The 17,067-nt window shown below is 72.9% G+C and carries 15 protein-coding genes; 13 read left to right on the forward strand and 2 right to left on the reverse strand.

Annotated features, from left to right (window positions below; all coding sequences use genetic code 11):
* The first annotated feature begins 50 nt into the window (after nucleotides 1-50).
* The 3 genes from ACIRSU_RS33790 to ACIRSU_RS33800 are packed head-to-tail and all read left to right on the forward strand — an operon-like array spanning nucleotide 51 to nucleotide 3,040.
* Nucleotides 51-1,205 (forward strand): ubiquitin-like domain-containing protein, encoded by a 1,155-nt coding sequence (locus ACIRSU_RS33790; RefSeq protein ID WP_403800545.1) that lies wholly within the window; start codon nucleotides 51-53, stop codon nucleotides 1,203-1,205.
* A gap of 57 nt (nucleotides 1,206-1,262) precedes the next feature.
* Nucleotides 1,263-2,147, forward strand: a complete 885-nt coding sequence (rsmA, locus tag ACIRSU_RS33795) for a 16S rRNA (adenine(1518)-N(6)/adenine(1519)-N(6))-dimethyltransferase RsmA (protein ID WP_403800548.1) — start codon at nucleotides 1,263-1,265, stop codon at nucleotides 2,145-2,147.
* A complete protein-coding gene (locus ACIRSU_RS33800) occupies nucleotides 2,144-3,040 on the forward strand; it encodes a 4-(cytidine 5'-diphospho)-2-C-methyl-D-erythritol kinase (RefSeq protein WP_403800551.1) in 897 nt (298 codons plus the stop codon). Before rsmA ends, ACIRSU_RS33800 begins: the two co-directional genes overlap by 4 nt.
* A 4-nt stretch (nucleotides 3,041-3,044) precedes the next feature.
* Here the strand turns inward: ACIRSU_RS33800 and ACIRSU_RS33805 are convergent, their stop codons facing one another.
* Nucleotides 3,045-4,025 (reverse strand): SMP-30/gluconolactonase/LRE family protein, encoded by a 981-nt coding sequence (locus ACIRSU_RS33805; RefSeq protein ID WP_403800553.1) that lies wholly within the window; start codon nucleotides 4,023-4,025, stop codon nucleotides 3,045-3,047.
* A gap of 293 nt (nucleotides 4,026-4,318) precedes the next feature.
* On the opposite strand from ACIRSU_RS33805, the gene ACIRSU_RS33810 reads away from it, so the two are divergent.
* The 8 genes from ACIRSU_RS33810 to ACIRSU_RS33845 all read left to right on the forward strand — a co-directional run bounded on the left by ACIRSU_RS33810 (nucleotide 4,319) and on the right by ACIRSU_RS33845 (nucleotide 15,117).
* Nucleotides 4,319-6,121, forward strand: a complete 1,803-nt coding sequence (locus ACIRSU_RS33810; protein ID WP_403800555.1) for an ABC-F family ATP-binding cassette domain-containing protein — start codon at nucleotides 4,319-4,321, stop codon at nucleotides 6,119-6,121.
* Nucleotides 6,122-6,256: 135 nt separating this feature from the next.
* Nucleotides 6,257-8,119, forward strand: a complete 1,863-nt coding sequence (locus ACIRSU_RS33815) for a PQQ-binding-like beta-propeller repeat protein (protein WP_403800558.1) — start codon at nucleotides 6,257-6,259, stop codon at nucleotides 8,117-8,119.
* A 49-nt stretch (nucleotides 8,120-8,168) separates the two neighbouring features.
* Nucleotides 8,169-9,899, forward strand: coding sequence for a PQQ-binding-like beta-propeller repeat protein (locus ACIRSU_RS33820; RefSeq protein WP_403800560.1), 1,731 nt, complete (start codon nucleotides 8,169-8,171; stop codon nucleotides 9,897-9,899).
* A 162-nt stretch (nucleotides 9,900-10,061) separates the two neighbouring features.
* Complete coding sequence (locus ACIRSU_RS33825) at nucleotides 10,062-10,736, forward strand: LuxR C-terminal-related transcriptional regulator (protein ID WP_403800563.1); 675 nt, start codon at nucleotides 10,062-10,064, stop codon at nucleotides 10,734-10,736.
* A gap of 116 nt (nucleotides 10,737-10,852) precedes the next feature.
* Nucleotides 10,853-11,890 (forward strand): galactose-1-phosphate uridylyltransferase, encoded by a 1,038-nt coding sequence (gene galT / locus ACIRSU_RS33830; protein ID WP_403800613.1) that lies wholly within the window; start codon nucleotides 10,853-10,855, stop codon nucleotides 11,888-11,890.
* An 8-nt stretch (nucleotides 11,891-11,898) separates the two neighbouring features.
* Nucleotides 11,899-12,876 (forward strand): UDP-glucose 4-epimerase GalE, encoded by a 978-nt coding sequence (galE, locus tag ACIRSU_RS33835; RefSeq protein WP_403800616.1) that lies wholly within the window; start codon nucleotides 11,899-11,901, stop codon nucleotides 12,874-12,876.
* A complete protein-coding gene (gene galK / locus ACIRSU_RS33840; RefSeq protein WP_403800565.1) occupies nucleotides 12,873-14,021 on the forward strand; it encodes a galactokinase in 1,149 nt (382 codons plus the stop codon). The genes galE and galK overlap by 4 nt, the downstream gene beginning before the upstream one ends.
* A gap of 373 nt (nucleotides 14,022-14,394) precedes the next feature.
* A complete protein-coding gene (locus tag ACIRSU_RS33845; RefSeq protein WP_403800567.1) occupies nucleotides 14,395-15,117 on the forward strand; it encodes a LuxR C-terminal-related transcriptional regulator in 723 nt (240 codons plus the stop codon).
* Here ACIRSU_RS33845 and ACIRSU_RS33850 read toward each other — a convergent pair.
* Nucleotides 15,076-15,573: a MarR family winged helix-turn-helix transcriptional regulator gene (locus tag ACIRSU_RS33850; protein WP_403800570.1), complete on the reverse strand. Its 498-nt coding sequence runs from the start codon at nucleotides 15,571-15,573 to the stop codon at nucleotides 15,076-15,078. The two genes, ACIRSU_RS33845 and ACIRSU_RS33850, sit on opposite strands and share 42 nt — an antisense overlap.
* Before the next feature lie 163 nt (nucleotides 15,574-15,736).
* Here ACIRSU_RS33850 and ACIRSU_RS33855 point away from each other — a divergent pair, with 163 nt between their 5' ends.
* The gene (locus ACIRSU_RS33855) at nucleotides 15,737-16,570 is read left to right on the forward strand and encodes a trans-aconitate 2-methyltransferase (protein ID WP_403800573.1); all 834 of its coding nucleotides are present in this window, start codon (nucleotides 15,737-15,739) and stop codon (nucleotides 16,568-16,570) included.
* A complete protein-coding gene (locus tag ACIRSU_RS33860; protein ID WP_403800576.1) occupies nucleotides 16,570-16,941 on the forward strand; it encodes a glyoxalase in 372 nt (123 codons plus the stop codon). Before ACIRSU_RS33855 ends, ACIRSU_RS33860 begins: the two co-directional genes overlap by 1 nt.
* Nucleotides 16,942-17,067 lie beyond the last annotated feature (126 nt).

Here is a 17,067-nt window from a genome sequence, read left to right on the forward strand (position 1 = left end):
GTCGTGGGGTCGTGGAGAGTGACCGGCCGCGCGGCTAGGGTCCCGGCCTCGTGAGCACTCCCCAGGGTCACCGGGCCGGCGGCGCCCGGCGCCGCAAGGCCGCCGCGCCCGCCGCCGAGGGCCTGCGCCGGATCGTCCCGCAGGCCCTCGTCGTGGCCTTCCTGGCCGGCGGCACCAGCGCCTTCGTCGTCAACGACAAGGCCGTCCGGCTCTCCGTCGACGGCGTCCCGCGCACCCTGCACACCTTCGCCGGCGACGTCGACGAGCTGCTCGCCGACGAGGGCCTGGCGGTCGGCGAGCACGACATCGTCGCCCCCGCCCCCGGTGCCGGCCTCGTGAGCGGCGACGAGGTCGTCGTCCGCTACGGCCGCCCCGTCGCCCTCACCCTCGACGGGCAGCGCCGCCAGGTGTGGACGACGGCCAGGACCGTCGACGGCGCCCTGCGCCAGCTCGGGGTGCGGGCCGAGGGGGCGTACCTGTCCGTCTCCCGCGGCGCGCCGATCTCCCGGCAGGGCCTGGCGCTCGACGTGCGCACCGAGCGCGCGGTCACCTTCCTCGCCGACGGCCACGAGCGGACCGTACGCACCAACGCGGCCACCGTCCGCGAAGCCGTCGAGGAGGCCGGGCTCACCCTCTCGGGCCAGGACACCACCTCCGTGCCGCTCGACTCCTTCCCGCGCGACGGCCAGACGATCACCGTGCTGCGGATCACCGGCAGCCAGGAGATCCGCGAGGAGCCCGTCCCGTACGCCGTCGAGCAGACCCGCGACCCGGAGCTGTTCGCGGGCACCGAGCTCGTCGAGCAGCCGGGCGTGCCGGGCGTGCGCCGGGTGACGTACGCCCTGCGGACGGTCAACGGGGTGCGGCAGCGGCCGCGCCGGATCGCCGAGGAGACCGTGCGCGAGCCGATTACCCAGAAGGTCCGGGTCGGCACCCGCCCGCTGCCCGGCTCCGTCGCCGGCGCCGACGGCCTGAACTGGGCCGCGCTCGCCGCCTGCGAGTCGGGCGGCCGGCCCGGCGCCGTCGACCCGTCGGGGACGTACGGCGGGCTCTACCAGTTCGACCCCGGCACCTGGCGCGCCCTCGGCGGCAGCGGCGTGGCGCAGGAGGCGACGGCGGCGGAGCAGACGTTCCGGGCGAAGAAGCTGTACGTGACGCGGGGCGCGAGCCCGTGGCCGCACTGCGGGCGCAGGCTGTACAAGTGACGGTGCCGGGGCGGTGAGCCGTGTATCGGGCGCACGGGCGCCCCGTACGCTGTACCGGTGAGCACCACCACCGGCCCCGACAGCCCCGACGCCCTCCTCGGCCCCGCCGACATCCGTGAGCTGGCCGCCGCCCTCGGCGTCCGCCCCACGAAGCAGAAGGGCCAGAACTTCGTCATCGACGCCAACACCGTGCGGCGGATCGTCCGCACGGCCGAGGTGCGCCCGGACGACGTGGTGGTGGAGGTGGGCCCCGGGCTCGGCTCCCTCACCCTCGCGCTCCTGGAGGCCGCGGACCGGGTGACGGCCGTCGAGATCGACGACGTCCTCGCCGCGGCCCTGCCGTCGACGATCGCCGCGCGCATGCCGCAGAAGAAGGACCGCTTCGCGCTGGTCCACTCCGACGCCATGCACGTCGAGGAGCTGCCGGGCCCGCCGCCCACCGCGCTCGTCGCGAACCTGCCGTACAACGTCGCCGTCCCGGTCCTGCTGCACATGCTGGACCGCTTCCCGACCATCGAGCGGACCCTCGTCATGGTGCAGGCGGAGGTCGCGGACCGGCTCGCGGCCCGGCCGGGCAACAAGGTGTACGGCGTGCCGTCGGTGAAGGCGAACTGGTACGCGGAGGTCAAGCGGGCAGGCGCCATCGGCCGCAACGTCTTCTGGCCCGCGCCCAACGTCGACTCCGGTCTCGTCTCCCTGGTCCGGCGCACCGAGCCGATCGCCACGACCGCGGCCAAGAAGGACGTCTTCGCGGTCGTCGACGCGGCCTTCGCGCAGCGCCGCAAGACCCTGCGGGCCGCGCTCGCGACCTGGGCGGGCTCGCCGGCGGCGGCCGAGGAGGCGCTGGTGGCGGCCGGGATCTCGCCGCAGGCGCGGGGCGAGGCGCTGACCGTGGAGGAGTTCGCCCGGATCGCCGAGAACAAGCCGGAGGCCAAGGCATGAGCGTGACCGTACGGGTTCCGGCGAAGGTCAACGTCCAGCTGGCGGTCGGCGGCGCCCGGCCCGACGGCTTCCACGACCTGGCCAACGTCTTCCTCGCCGTGTCGCTGTACGACGAGGTCACGGCGACCGCCGCCGAGACGCTGACGGTCACCTGCGAGGGCCCCGACGCCGACAAGGTGCCGCTCGACCGCACCAACCTGGCCGCGCGGGCCGCCGAACTGCTCGCCGCCCGGCACGGCATCGCGCCCGACGTGCACCTGCACATCGTCAAGGACATCCCGGTCGCCGGCGGCATGGCCGGCGGCAGCGCCGACGGCGCGGGCGCGCTGCTCGCCTGCGACGCGCTGTGGGGTCTGCGCACCCCGCGGGCCGACCTTCTCGACATCTGCGCCGAACTGGGCTCCGACGTGCCGTTCAGCCTGGTCGGCGGCGCGGCGCTCGGCGTCGGACGCGGCGAGAAGCTCACCGGGCTGCCGGTCGGCGGCACCTTCCACTGGGTGTTCGCGGTCGCAGACGGCGGTCTTTCGACGCCGGCGGTGTACGGCGAGTTCGACCGCCTGAACGAGGGCGTGGCCGTGCCGGAGCCGGCCGCCTCGCCCGCGCTGCTCGACGCGCTGCGCACCGGTGACGCCACCGCCCTCGCCGGCGCCCTCGCCAACGACCTCCAGCCCGCCGCGCTGTCCCTGCGGCCCTCGCTCGCCGCGACCCTGACGGCGGGCACGGAGGCGGGCGCGCTCGCGGGCCTGGTCTCCGGCTCGGGGCCGACGACGGCGTTCCTGGTGAAGGACGCGGAGGCCGCCGAGGCGGTCGCCGCGGCCCTGATCGCCTCCGGCACCTGCCGGACCGCCCGGGTGGCGACCGCCCCGGCGGCCGGGGCGCGCGTCCTGGCCTGACCGGCTACTTGTCCTTGGAGATGCGGGCCAGGAGCAGGTTCGGGTCCTTCTGCTGCTCGAAGTAGGAGGCGCTGTTGACGTACACCGTCTTGCCGCGCACCGCCACAGACGTCGGGTTCTTCAGCCCGGCGGCGGCGGTCAGGACGGCCTTGTGGGTGCCGTCGGCGCGTACGAAGTCGACCTCGTTCAGCAGGACCCGGGCGGCGAGCAGGGTGTCGCCGTACCCGGTGAACGCGAAGTCGTCGACGCCGTCCAGGCCGGTGGCCCGCGTCTGGACCGGCCCGGCGGTCCGGTCCGGCTCGAACGGGATGCGCAGCAGCGTGCCCCGGTCGCTGTTCGAGACCCACACCGCCCCGTTGTGCAGCTTCAGCCCGTTGGCGCCGAAGCCGTTCGGGGCCGACGGCAGCAGCTCGGTGCCGGACGCCCACACCCGGGGCTTCGGGTCGTCGAGCGAGATGCTCCAGACCCGCCCGAGCACCGAGTCGGCTGCGTAGAGGGTGCCGCACTCCTCGTCGACCGCGATGCCGTTCGGCAGCGAGTTCGCGGGGAGCTGGGCGATCTGCTCGGGCGCGCTGCCGTCGGGCGCGACGCGCCAGATGCCGGTCTCGGCGGTGCCGGTGGCGTAGGCGACGTACAGGACGCCGTCGTGCGTGCGGGCGATGCCGGTGACGATCGCCGCCCCGATGTTCGGCGTCTGCGGGTTCGCGACCGGCGGCAGCTGGGCGATGATCTCCGTGTGGCCCGACAGGTCGACGCGGGCGACCTGCCCGGCGAAGGCGAAGGTCACGTCGGCGGAGCCGTCGGGCTCCAGGGCGATGTTCTCGGGCGTCTGGCCCTGGGTGAAGTCGAAGTGGGCGAGGATGCGCGGATCCGACACGGTCGGATCACCGGTCGTGGCGGGCGCGGCGGGCGCGGGCCCGGCGGCGAGCACGCCGAGCGCGGCGGTGCCGAGGGCGAGGGCGGCGAGGCGGGGGAGACGGGGCATGGGCTTCTCCTTGGAGGGATGCGACACCTCATGAAGATGACGGCCCGCCAGGTGCCGGAAGGCGCAGCCGGGGCCGTGGGGTCGCCCGCGCGGCCGACCGGTGCCCGCCATCCGTACTCATGCCCGAGTCGGGTATCCGCGCGCTGACGCCGCCCTCCCCGGGCCCCCGGCACCCTCGCCCTCCTCCGTCTCCATGACCGGCTCCGGCGGCCTCCCGGAGGGCCGGGGCGCTCCCGCACCCCTCCCGCCCGTCTACCCTGGAATGTCGAGCGATCCCCCCGTACAGGAGTGAAATGGCCGTCAATCTGGTCAATGTCGAGTCCGTCAGCAAGGTGTACGGCACCCGTGCGCTGCTCGACGGGGTCTCCCTCGGCGTCTCCGAAGGGGACCGGATCGGGGTCGTCGGGCGGAACGGCGACGGGAAGACCACGCTGATCCGGATGCTCGCCAAGCTGGAGGAGGCGGACAGCGGGCGGGTCACGCACAGTGGCGGGCTGCGGCTCGGGGTGCTGACGCAGCACGACTCGCTGGACCCGGCGGCGACGATCCGGCACGAGGTGATCGGCGTGATGGCCGACCACGAGTGGGCGGGCAGCGCCAAGATCCGGGACGTGCTGACCGGGCTGTTCGGCGGGCTCGACCTGCCGGGGTTCGAGAAGGGCCTGGACACGGTCATCGGTCCGCTGTCCGGTGGCGAGCGGCGGCGGATCGCCCTCGCCAAGCTGCTCATCGAGGACCAGGACCTGATCGTCCTCGACGAGCCCACCAACCACCTCGACGTCGAGGGCATCGCCTGGCTCGCCCAGCACCTGCGCAACCGGCGCTCGGCGCTGGTCTGCGTCACCCACGACCGCTGGTTCCTCGACCAGGTCTGCACCCGCATGTGGGACGTGCAGCGCGGCACGGTGTACGAGTACGAGGGCGGCTACTCCGACTACGTCTTCGCGCGCGCCGAGCGCGAGCGGATCGCCGCGACCGAGGAGGTCAAGCGGCAGAACCTGGTCCGCAAGGAGCTGGCCTGGCTGCGCCGCGGCGCCCCGGCCCGTACGTCGAAGCCGCGCTTCCGGATCGAGGCGGCGAACGCGCTGATCGCGGACGTGCCGGAGCCCCGCGACACCAGCGAGCTGATGAAGTTCGCCAACGCCCGGCTCGGCAAGACCGTCTTCGACCTGGAGGACGTGGCCGTCACCGCCGGCCCGAAGGTGCTGCTCAAGCACCTCACCTGGCAGCTCGGCCCCGGCGACCGCATCGGCCTGGTCGGCGTCAACGGCGCCGGCAAGACCTCGCTGCTCCGTGCCCTCGCCGAGGCCGCCGTCTCCGAGGGCGACAAGCAGCCCGCCGAGGGAAAGATCGTCGTCGGCAAGACCGTGCGGCTCGCCTACCTCTCCCAGGACGTCACCGAGCTGCCCGCCGAGCTGCGCGTCCTGGAGGCCGTGCAGCAGATCCGCGACCGCGTCGACCTCGGCAAGGGCCGGGAGCTGAGCGCCGGGCAGCTGTGCGAGCAGTTCGGCTTCGGCAAGGACAAGCAGTGGACGCCGGTCGGCGACCTCTCCGGCGGCGAGCGGCGCCGGCTCCAGCTGCTCCGGCTCCTCATGGACGAGCCCAACGTCCTCTTCCTCGACGAGCCCACCAACGACCTCGACATCGAGACCCTCACCCAGCTGGAGGACCTCCTCGACGGCTGGCCCGGCTCGATGATCGTCATCTCCCACGACCGCTTCTTCATCGAGCGCACCACCGACCGCGTCCTCGCGCTGCTCGGCGACAAGACGCTGCGGATGCTGCCGCGCGGCATCGACGAGTACCTGGAGCGGCGGCAGCGGATGATCGAGGCCGCCACCCCGGCCCCGGCGCCCGCCGCGGCGCCGAAGGCCGGAGTGTCCGCCGCCGACGCGCGCGCCGCGAAGAAGGAGCTGCAGAAGGTCGAGCGGCAGCTCGACAAGGTCTCCGAGAAGGAGACCAAGCTGCACGCCCAAATCGCCGAGAACGCCACGGACTTCGAGAAGGTGGCCAAGCTGGACGCCGAGCTCCGGGAACTCGCGGGAGAGCGGGAAGAGTTGGAGATGCGGTGGCTGGAACTCGCCGAGGACGCGTAGAGAACTCGTAGAGGACGCGTAACGAGGGCATCACGGGCCGGTCCTCCCTTGGGTACAAGGGACGGACCGGTCTCTTTTGCGCCATCAGGTGAGTGGTAGAAAGAAAACCCGCTCACTTTCAAGGGGGAAGCGCTGATGACCCAGCCGCCGAGCAACCAGCCGCCGCCGCAGGGATTCGGCGCACCCGATCCGGACCCGCGCCTCGGACAGGGCGTGCCGCCGCAGGCCCCGGCCGCCCCGCCGGTGCCGCCGCAGGCTCCGGCCGCGCCGCCCATGCCGCCGCAGGCCCCGGCCGCGCCGCCGATGCCGCCGACCGTGCCGCAGGCCCCGCCGGCCCAGCCCGGACCGTACGGCTACCCGCAGCAGCCCCCGCAGCAGCCGCAGTCCGGCCCGTACGGCTATCCGCAGCAGCCGGGCCCGTACGCCCAGCAGCCCGGCCCGTACGGCCAGCAGCCCGGCCCCTACGGCCAGCAGCCGAATCCTTACGGCGGTTACCCGACCGCCCCGATGCCCGGCGCGCCCGCGCCCGGCGGCGGTGGCGGCAAGAACCCCTTCCAGGGCAAGCCCGGCGTCATCATCGCCGCGGCCGCCGCCGCGCTGCTCGTCATCGGTGGCGGCGCCTGGTTCGCGCTCAGCGGCAGCGGCGACGACGACCCGGTCGCCAAGCCGAGCAACTCCGCCACCACCACGCCCAAGCCGACCGACTCCGTCGACAAGGGCGACGGCAAGGGCGACGGCGGGGACGGCGGCGAGGACGACCTCAACGCCGGCCGCAAGCCCGGCGAGGCGAAGGTCGACTGGCTGCTGAAGAACAACGTCGACCTGCCGCGCAACGGCGCCGACGTCTTCGGCCCGTGGATCGTCGGCGACACCGTCGTCAAGGGCATGTTCAAGGGCGTCGACGGCTACAGCCTGGCCGACGGCTCGCCCAAGTGGCACCTCGACCTGCCGTTCAAGCTGTGCGCCGCGCCGCCGGAGCCGGGCGCGAACGGCTCCATGGTCTTCGGTTACGAGGAGAACGCCAAGGACGGTGCCAAGTGCACCGAGCTCCAGCAGGTGGACCTCACCACCGGCAAGGCCGGCTGGAAGAAGTCCGTCCCCAAGGGCACCGGCTTCTTCTCCTTCTCCGACAACACCCTCGCCATCAGCGGCAACACGGTGACCGCGGCCGGCACCAGCAGCGCCTACGGCTTCTCTCTCGCGGACGGCAAGCAGCTCTTCGGCTACGCCGCCGGCTCCTCCGGCTCGTGCAAGCCCATCGCGTTCGCCGGCGGCGTCAAGCTGATCGCCGCCATGAAGTGCCCCTCGGGCGACGTGAACAAGGAGCAGCAGGCGGTCAGCGAGATCGACCCGGTCACCGGCAAGGCCAAGTGGACCTTCAAGCTGAAGGAGACCTGGGAGGTCGACCGGGTCTACTCGGTCAACCCGCTGGTCATCTCGGCCACCCAGCGCGACGAGAAGAAGTGGAGCGTCTTCGCGCTCAACGCCAACGGCTCGCTGCGCTCCCAGATCCAGGGCGGCGCCAACGACAAGTTCGCCCCGCGCTGCGGCGGCACCTTCGTCATCTTCGGCAAGAACCTCCAGGGCTGCACCGGTGTCGCCGCCGACGCGAACACCTTCTACATGGCCACCGACGCCTCCTACGGCACGTCCAACGAGGTCGTCGCCTTCGACCTCAACACCGGCAAGCAGAAGTGGCGTTCCAAGGCCCCCGCCGAGCAGCAGATGACGCCGCTGCGCATGGAGGGCTCGGACGTGCTGCTCTACGTCCAGCCGAAATTCGACAAGGGCGGCGCGGTCGCGACCCTCGCCCCGACGGGCGGCGCGCCGAAGGTGGTGCTCCAGCACCAGGTCGCCACGGCCGAGATCGAGAGCTCCTTCTACGACGCCGGGTACGCCTACTCCAACGGCACCTTCGTGATCGCGGCCGGCCGGGTCTCCGCCGCCAACGACCAGGAGGAGAAGGAGACGAAGACGATGATGGCCTACGGCAAGTGACGCACCGCGCCCTTCCCTCCTTCTTCCTTCTTCCCGAGGTACGAATGTCATGACGCAGCCGCCACCCCCGCCGAACCAGCCCCCGGGGCCTCCCCCGGGAGGCTTCGGTGCGCCGCAGGACCCCCCGCCGGGCGGGTTCGGCGCGCCGATGCCGCCGCAGCAGCCGCCGTACGGCTATCCGCAGCAGCCGCAGCAGCCTCCGTACCAGCAGCCCCAGTACCAGCAGCCGCCGACCGTTCCGCAGCCCCAGGCGCCGCAGTACGGCTACCAGCAGCCGTACCCGCAGGCTCCGCCCCCGCCCGCACCCGGCGGCGGGAAGAAGCTGTCGACGCAGATGCAGATCGTCATCGCGGCGGTCGTCGCGGTCGTGCTGCTGATCGGCGGCGGCCTGTGGTACGCCAACTCCGGCGGCGGTGAGAAGGGCGGCGACGCCAAGGGCACGTCGGGCGCCGCGAGCGGCGGCAAGGACGGCGGGCAGGACGGCGGCGGTGTCGGCGGGGGCGGCAAGGAGAAGGCCCCGGCCGACCCGAAGTCCAAGCTCACCCTCCAGGTCGGGGTGCCCAAGGTCGGAGACGTCACGGACGTCTCCGGCTCCTGGATCACCGACAAGGCGTACGTGAAGACGGGCGTCAACTCGGTCGTCGGCTACGACCTCGACAAGGGCACGGTCCTGTGGACGCTGCCGCTGACCGGTCAGGTCTGCGGCGCCTCGCGCCACATGACGGCCGACTTCAAGGTGCCGATCCTCTTCGAGGCCACCAAGCGGGTCGCGCCGCGCTTCTACCAGCCGTGCACCGAGGTCGGCCTGGTCGACCTCACCACCGGCAAGCTGGTGTGGTCCACCTCGATCACCGGCGGCACCGCCGGCGACAAGAAGGCGGCCTTCTCCGAGGTCACCCTGTCCGGCCAGACCGTCGCGGCCGGCGGCCTCGACGGCGGCGCCGCCTTCGACGTGGCCAACGGCAACCCGCGCTGGAAGCCGCAGGCCAACGCGAACGACTGCGACGACCTCGGTTACGGCGGCGGCGAGGGCCTCGTCGCGGTGCGCAAGTGCGGCTCGTACGACGACCCGACGGTGACCGTCCAGAACCTCAACCCGTTGACCGGCGCGCCGATCTCGCAGTTCAAGATGCCCACGGGCGTCGACTACGCGGCGATCGTGTCCACCAAGCCGCTGGTCGTCGCGGCCGACGTCAACGACGCGGCCGGTGACGGCAGCGGCATCTCGGACTTCTTCTCCATCGACGAGAAGACCGGCAAGCTCAAGGCCAAGATCACGGCGGACTCGGACCACTACGCGGGCCGTTGCCGTTCGACCCACGTCGAGGGCTGCACGATGCTGGCGGTCGGCAACAACCGCCTGTACGTGCCCACCGAGGAGCACGAGGGCAGCACCGGCGAGTACGGCGACGAGACCAACGAGATCATCGCCTTCGACCTGAACACCGGCCGGACGCTGCCGGCGAAGGCCGACGCCGGCGACCGGTACACGCTGATCCCGCTGCGCATGGACGGCGGCGACCTCATCGCGTACAAGGTCCCGCCGTACGACAAGGGCGGCCAGATCGTCTCCATCAACGGCGGCACGATGAAGTCGACGCTCCTGATGGAGAACCCGGCCGACAAGACGACCCGCGACGCGGAGACGAGCTTCAGCTCGACCGGCGCCGAGTACCTCTACGGCAGCGGCCACTTCTTCGTCTCGGACACGCTGGTCAGCAAGACCACGTCCGCGTACGGCAAGCAGTACCTGGCGCTCGGCTTCGCCACCGCGGGCTGATCGCCGACCGGTCGTGTCGACATGACCGCACCGAGGGCCCCTCCGGGACGGAGGGGCCCTCGGTGTTTTCGCGCGATTGGGGCAAAGCGGGGCGGGGGAGTGTGTAGCTTGCCGGGGCAGGGCGGAGGCCGGGGGACGGCCTGGCCCGGGAGGGGGAGGACGATGGGGGTTCGGCTCATGGTGGTCGACGACCACCGACTGCACGCGGAGGCGCTGGCCTCGGCGCTGAAGCTGCGCGGGCACCGGGTGCTCGCCGCGGCCGCGCCGGTGGCCGGGGCCGCGGAGCTGGTGGTGAGCCGGGCGCCGGAGGTCTGCCTCCTCGGGACGTCGGCGCCCGCCGAGCCGGGCGTCTTCGATCCCGTCGTACGGATCAAGCGCGAGCGCCCGCAGATCGCCGTCGTCGTGCTCGGCCCGGTCCCCTCGCCGCGCGGCATCGCCGCCGCCTTCGCCGCCGGGGCGTCCGGGTACGTGCGGCACGACGAACGCATCGAGGGCGTCGAGCGCGCCCTGCTGAAGGCCCGGGCCGGCGAGACGGCGGTGGCGCCGCAGCTCGTCCAGAGCGCCTTCGCGGAGCTGCTCAACCCGGCCGCGCAGCCCGACGACGAGGGGCTCCGGCTGCTCCGGCTGCTCACCCCGCGCGAGGCCGAGGTGCTGGTCCGGGTCGCGGAGGGCGAGGACACCCGGGTGATCGCGGCGGGCATGGCGATCGCGCCCAGCACGGCCCGGACGCATGTGCAGCGGGTCCTGATGAAGCTGGGCGTGGGCTCGCGCCTGGAGGCGGCGGCGCTGGCGGCGCGGACGGGGCTGCTCGACCGGGTGCCGGCGCAGCGCAGGTAGGCGCGTACGTCCTCCGAGTGGTCGATCGCCGCTGAGTGTTGCGTACTGATGTTTGGTTGTGGTTTTTTATGGGAGGTTCTGTTCACTGGAGGCCGAGGGAGCCGTCCACCGTGCACGTGAAGAAGACCGTCACCCGGCTCGCCGACGGGCGCGAGCTCATCTACTTCGACGCGCGGGACAGCGGCGGGCGCGACGCCGTCGACCGCCGGCCCCTCGAACCCGTCGTCTCCGCGTCCGGGATCCGCTACGACCCGCTGCTCGACGAGTTCGTCGCCATCGCCTCCCACCGGCAGGGCCGCATCTACCACCCGCCGGCCGACAGCTGCCCCCTCTGCCCCTCCACCGGGGAATGGCAGAGCGAGATCCCGGCCGCGGAGTACGAGGTCGCCGTCTTCGAGAACCGGTTCCCCTCGCTGTCGGGCGAACACGGGCGCTGCGAGGTCGTCTGCTTCACCTCCGACCACACCGCGTCCTTCGCCGACCTGACCGAGGAGCGCGCCGCCCTCGTCCTCGCCGCCTGGACCGACCGCACCGCCGAGCTCTCCGCCCGGCCGGGCGTCGCGCAGGTCTACTGCTTCGAGAACCGCGGCGCCGAGATCGGCGTCACCCTCGCCCACCCCCACGGGCAGATCTACGCCTTCCCGTTCACCGCGCCCCGCACCGCCACCATGCTCCGCAACGCCGTCGCGCACCGCGCCCACACCCGGCGCAACCTCTTCGACGACCTCGTCGCACGCGAACGGAAGGACGAGCGGGTCGTGCTCGCCGGCGAGCACTGGACCGCCTTCGTGCCGTACGCCGCCCGCTGGCCGTACGAGGTCCACCTCTACCCGCACCGGCGGGTGGCCGACCTCACCGCGCTCGACGACGCCGCCCGCGCCGAGTTCCCCCGGCTCTACCTGGAGCTGCTGCGGCGCTTCGACCGCCTCTTCGGCACCGACGCCCCGCCCACCCCGTACATCGCCGCTTGGCACCAGGCGCCGGCCACCGAGGACCGCGACGAGTTCGCGCTGCACCTGGAGCTTTTCACCGTCCGCCGGGCCTCTGGCAAGCTGAAGTACCTCGCGGGCACCGAATCCGGCATGGGCGCGTTCATGAACGACGTCTCGCCGGAGTCCGCGGCCGACAGACTCCGAGAGGTGGCAAGCAGTTGAGCAAGGCAGTGACGTCCAAATACCTCGTGACGGGCGGGGCCGGCTATGTGGGCAGCACGGTCGCCGCCCACCTCCTGGAGGCGGGGCACGAGGTCACCGTCCTCGACGACCTCTCCACCGGCTTCCGCGCGGGCGTCCCCGCCGGCGCCGCCTTCATCGAGGGCCGCATCCAGGACGCCGCCCAGTGGCTCGACTCCTCCTACGACGGCGTGCTCCACTTCGCCGCCTTCTCCCAGGTCGGCGAGTCCGTCGCCAAGCCCGAGAAGTACTGGGACAACAACGTCGCCGGCACGATGGCGCTCATCGCCGCCATGCGCGAGGCCGGCGTCCGCCGTCTCGTCTTCTCGTCCACCGCCGCCACCTACGGCGAGCCCGAGACCGTCCCGATCACCGAGTCCGCGCCCACCGCGCCGACCAACCCCTACGGCGCCACCAAGCTCGCCGTCGACCACATGATCACGGGCGAGTGCGCCGCCCACGGCCTCGCCGCCGTCTCGCTGCGCTACTTCAACGTCGCCGGCGCCTACAAGGAGTGCGGCGAGCGCCACGACCCCGAGTCCCACCTCATCCCGCTGGTGCTCCAGGTGGCCCTCGGCAAGCGCGACGCGATCAACGTCTACGGCGACGACTACCCGACCCCCGACGGCACCTGCGTCCGCGACTACATCCACGTCGCCGACCTCGCCGAGGCCCACCTGCGCGCCCTCGACGCCATGACCCCGGGCGAGCACCTCATCTGCAACCTCGGCAACGGCAACGGCTTCTCCGTCCGCGAGGTCGTCGAGACCGTCCGCAAGGTCACCGGCCACCCCGTCCCCGAGGTCATGGCGGAGCGCCGCGCCGGCGACCCCGCCGTCCTCGTCGCCTCCGCCGACGCCGCCCGCGAGCGGCTCGGCTGGACGCCGTCCCGGCCCGACCTGGCCGACATCGTCTCGGACGCCTGGGCCTTCGCCCGGAAGCAGCAAGAGGAGAAGCAGCGAGGATGAGTGGTGTCGCGGCGGAGTTCGGTGAGCTGTACGGGCGCGCTCCCGACGGGGTCTGGGCCGCTCCCGGGCGGGTCAACCTGATCGGCGAGTACACCGACTTCAACGAGGGCTTCGTGCTCCCGCTGGCTCTGCCGCACACCGCCGTGGCCGCGGTGTCCCGTCGCGACGACGGGATCCTGCGGCTGCACTCCCGCGACGTCGACGGCGGTGTGGTCGAGCTCGCCGTGGACGCCCTGAAGCCCGGCGGTGTCGAGGGCTGGGCCGCGTACCCCGCCGGCGTGGTCTGGGCGCTGCGCGACGCCGGGCACCCGGTGGGCGGCGCCGACGTACACCTGGCGTCCACCGTGCCGACGGGCGCCGGGCTCTCCTCGTCGGCCGCCCTGGAGGTCGTCACGGCGCTCGCCCTGAACGACCTGTACGGGCTCGGCCTCGACCGGCCGCGGCTCGCCCTGCTCGCCCAGCGCGCCGAGAACGCCTTCGTCGGCGTGCCGTGCGGCGTCATGGACCAGATGGCCTCCGCGTGCGCCGAGGAGGGGCACGCCCTGTTCCTCGACACCCGCGACCTGTCGTACCGTCAGGTGCCCTTCGACCTGGCCGCCGTCGGACTGCGGCTGCTCGTCGTCGACACCCGGGTGAAGCACGCGCTCGGGGACGGCGCGTACGCGGAACGGCGCGCCGGTTGCGAAGCCGGTGCGCGGGCGCTCGGCGTGCGCGCGCTGCGCGAGGTGAGCGCCGCGCAACTGCCCGATGCGCTCGGGCGTTTGAGCGACGAAACGGTTCGTCGCTATGTCCGGCACGTCGTTTCGGACAACGACCGCGTGGCGCGGACCATCGCGCTGCTCGACGCCGGGGGCGACATGCGGGCGGTGGGCGCGCTGCTCGTCGAGGGGCACGCGTCCCTGCGCGACGACCTGCGGGTCTCCTGCCCGGAGCTGGACCTGGCGGTCTCGGCGGCGGTGGGGGCGGGGGCGCTGGGGGCGCGGATGACGGGGGGCGGGTTCGGGGGGTCCGCGGTGGTGCTGGTCCCGGCCGGTGCCGCCGATTCCGTCGCCGATGCGGTGCGGGGGGCGTTCAGTGCTGCCGGCTACGGCGAGCCCGGCGTCTTCCCCGCCGTGCCGTCGGCCGGGGCGCGGCGGCTCGGGTGACGCGGGGGCCGCTCCGGTGACCGCGTTCGGGACTGCATGATTTACGGCGCGGAGCACGTTCGTCGAGCGGCAAAGCCACTTGTTTCCGCGCCACAAATCACGCTTTACGTCCCGAACGCGGTCCCCTGCACGGCCCCCGCTCCCGTTCGGTTCACGCCTTCCCGCCGTGGACATCCACGTTTTCCCTTCGGCGGTGGTGGGCTGCTTGTACTTTGGTCGCGGCACCGGTGGGGGCCGGTGCTGATCTCAGGGGTATCGAGACCCGCCGGGTACGGCGCCCGGGGCGGGGTAACTGTCATTCCACGGCGGCGGCCGTGCGACCGGCGGTTCCTGTCCCCGGCGTCGTGCCCGCGCCGGGCCGTTCCTCGACCAGTTGGGGGTGTCCGTGGCCCGTATCCGGGTTCTGGTGGTGGACGACCATCGTGTCTTCGCCGAGTCGCTGGCCGCTGCCCTGGCCGCTGAGCCCGATGTCGAGGTCGCGGCGGCGGGGAGCGGGCCCGCCGCTCTGCGCTGCCTGGACCGGGCCGCGGGCGACGGGCGGAGGTTCGACGTCGTGCTGCTCGACGGTGATCTGGACGGCGACGGCGTTCCTCTGGTGGCCCAGCTGCGGGAGGGGCGGCCGCAGCTGCGTGTCGTGGTGGTCGCCGAGAGGGACGACGCCCACCGGGCCGCGCTCGCCCTTCAGGCCGGGGTCTGGGGCTGGGTCGCCAAGGACTGCTCGCTGCAGCGGCTCCTCGCGGTCGTACGGGGGGTGCTGCGGGACGAGACGCATCTGCCGCCGGCGCTCCTCACGGGTGTGCTGCGGGAGCTCACGGAGGCGCGGCGGCACCGTACGGAGAGCGAGGCCCTCGTCGAGTCGCTGACGCCCAGGGAGCGCGAGGTGCTGCGCTGCATGGTGGCGGGGCTGGGGAGGAAGGCCGTCGCGGAGCGGCTCTTCCTGAGTCCGCACACGGTGCGGACCCATATGCAGAACGTGCTGGGGAAGCTCGGGGTCCATTCGACCCTGGCCGCCGTCGCGTTGGCGCGGCGGGCCGGGGTGGGGCCGGTGGACGCCCTAGCCGGGGATGTTGTCGAACGGGGCGGTCAACTGGCGTAGCAGACCGGCCAGTTCGCCGCGCTGCGTGCGGGAGAGCCGGGACAGGATGGCCCGCTCCTGCGCCAGGAGGCCGGCTAGTGCCTGGTCGGCGCGGTCGCGGCCCTCGGGGGTGAGCCGGACGAGCACGCCGCGCCGGTCGCTGGGGTCGGGCAGCCGCTCGACCAGGCCCTTCTTGGTGAGCCGGTCGATCCGGTTGGTCATCGTGCCCGAGGTGACCAGGGTCTGCGTGAGCAGCTGGCCGGGGGAGAGCTGGTAGGGCGCGCCGGCCCGGCGCAGGGACGTCAGGACGTCGAACTCCCACGGCTCCAGCTGGTGCTCGGAGAAGGCGAGCCGACGGGCGCGGTCGAGGTGCCGGGCCAGGCGTGAGACACGGCTGAGCACCTCGAGCGGTTCCACGTCGAGGTCCGGGCGCTCGCGGCGCCATGCAGCGACCAGTCGGTCGACCTCGTCCTCCATGACGATCAGTGTAGAGGGTCTGTTGACGTAAAGTCTCTTGGCGTGAAGATGTTCGCTTTCAAGAATCTTGATGTCAAGATATAGTCTTCTTGACTATGGGGAAGGGACCGGGCCGGAACTCCGTTCCGCTTCGGCAACTCGTTCCAGCAAGGGGGCTTCGAACATGCATTCCGTGGACTCCGCCGCACCCACGTGGGACCCACAGCAGTACCTGCGACACTCGGAACACCGCACCCGGCCGTTCCTCGATCTGCTCGCGCGAATACCGCAGCTTCCGGCCCAGGGCCGGCCCGCCCGCATCGCCGACCTCGGCTGCGGTCCCGGCAATGTCACCGTCCTGCTCGCCGACCGCTGGCCCGACGCCCACATCACCGGATTCGACCTCTCTCCCGAGATGCTGGAGCGGGCCGAGAAGGACTGGGCCGGGACCACCAAGGGCGGCGGCTGGCTCGACTTCCGGCCGGCCGACGCCGCCCACTGGACGCCCGACGACGCCTATGACCTGATCGTCTCCAACGCCGCCCTCCAGTGGGTGCCCAACCACCCCGAGTCCTTCGCCCCCTGGATCGACGGACTCAGGCCCGGAGGCACGTTCGCCTTCCAGGTCCCCGGCAACTTCACCTCGCCCAGCCACGCCCTGCTCGGCGAGCTGTGCGCCTCGACCGAGTGGCGCGACCGCATCGGTGACCAGGGCCGGCGCTTCGTCCACATCCTCGACCCCGCCGAGTACCTGCAGCGGCTCACCGACCTCGGCTGCGAGACGGACGTCTGGGAGACCACGTACTACCAGCTGCTCCAGGGCGAGGACCCGGTCCTCGACTGGGTGAAGGGCACCGCCCTGCGGCCCGTGCTCACCGCGCTCAGGGACGACCGGGCGGCCACCGAGGCCTTCCTCGCCCAGTACCGCGAGCGGCTGCGCGAGTACTACCCCGAGGGCCCGCACGGCACCGTGTTCCCGTTCCGCCGCATCTTCGCCGTCGCCAGGAAGGCCGCGTGATGTTAGTAGCCGTCGACCATGTCCAGCTCGCCGCGCCCGTCGGCAGCGAACCGCTGCTGCGCTCCTACTACGGCGGCGTCCTGGGCATGACCGAGATACCCAAGCCGCCCGTGCTCGCCGCCAGAGGCGGCTGCTGGTTCGCCGCCGGAGCCGTACAGCTCCACGTGGGGGTGGAAGCCGACTTCAGGCCGTCCCGTAGGGCTCACCCCGGGCTGCGGGTGCGGGGGATCGAGGCGTTCGCCGACCGCGTGGCGCGGGCCGGGGGCGCGGTCGTCTGGGACGACAACCTGCCGGGGCACCGGCGCTTCTATTCGGAGGATCCCGTCGGCAACCGGCTGGAGTTCCTGGAGCCGCTGGAGTCCGTGGAGTGACACGGGGGCGGGGGGGGGGGCGGGGGCCCCCCCCCCCCCCCCCGCCGGGGGGGGGGGGGCCCCCGCGGGGGGGGGGGGGGGGGCCGGCGGGGGGGGGGGGCGGCGCCCCCCCCGGCCCGGCCCGGA

Origin of the sequence: Streptomyces sp. NPDC101160, from assembly GCF_044768205.1 — a bacterium.
In the GTDB taxonomy this organism is placed as follows: domain Bacteria; phylum Actinomycetota; class Actinomycetes; order Streptomycetales; family Streptomycetaceae; genus Streptomyces.

Bases quoted from the DNA above. Each gene is read 5' to 3' on its own strand.
- ACIRSU_RS33855 (WP_403800573.1), top strand. From the start codon at position 15,737: ATGCATTCCGTGGACTCCGCCGCACCCACGTGGGACCCACAGCAGTAC.
- galK (WP_403800565.1), top strand. From the start codon at position 12,873: ATGAGTGGTGTCGCGGCGGAGTTCGGTGAGCTGTACGGGCGCGCTCCC.
- ACIRSU_RS33805 (WP_403800553.1), bottom strand. From the start codon at position 4,025: ATGCCCCGTCTCCCCCGCCTCGCCGCCCTCGCCCTCGGCACCGCCGCG.
- ACIRSU_RS33820 (WP_403800560.1), top strand. From the start codon at position 8,169: ATGACGCAGCCGCCACCCCCGCCGAACCAGCCCCCGGGGCCTCCCCCG.
- ACIRSU_RS33815 (WP_403800558.1), top strand. From the start codon at position 6,257: ATGACCCAGCCGCCGAGCAACCAGCCGCCGCCGCAGGGATTCGGCGCA.
- ACIRSU_RS33850 (WP_403800570.1), bottom strand. From the start codon at position 15,573: ATGGAGGACGAGGTCGACCGACTGGTCGCTGCATGGCGCCGCGAGCGC.
- ACIRSU_RS33825 (WP_403800563.1), top strand. From the start codon at position 10,062: ATGGGGGTTCGGCTCATGGTGGTCGACGACCACCGACTGCACGCGGAG.
- ACIRSU_RS33810 (WP_403800555.1), top strand. From the start codon at position 4,319: ATGGCCGTCAATCTGGTCAATGTCGAGTCCGTCAGCAAGGTGTACGGC.
- ACIRSU_RS33860 (WP_403800576.1), top strand. From the start codon at position 16,570: ATGTTAGTAGCCGTCGACCATGTCCAGCTCGCCGCGCCCGTCGGCAGC.
- ACIRSU_RS33800 (WP_403800551.1), top strand. From the start codon at position 2,144: ATGAGCGTGACCGTACGGGTTCCGGCGAAGGTCAACGTCCAGCTGGCG.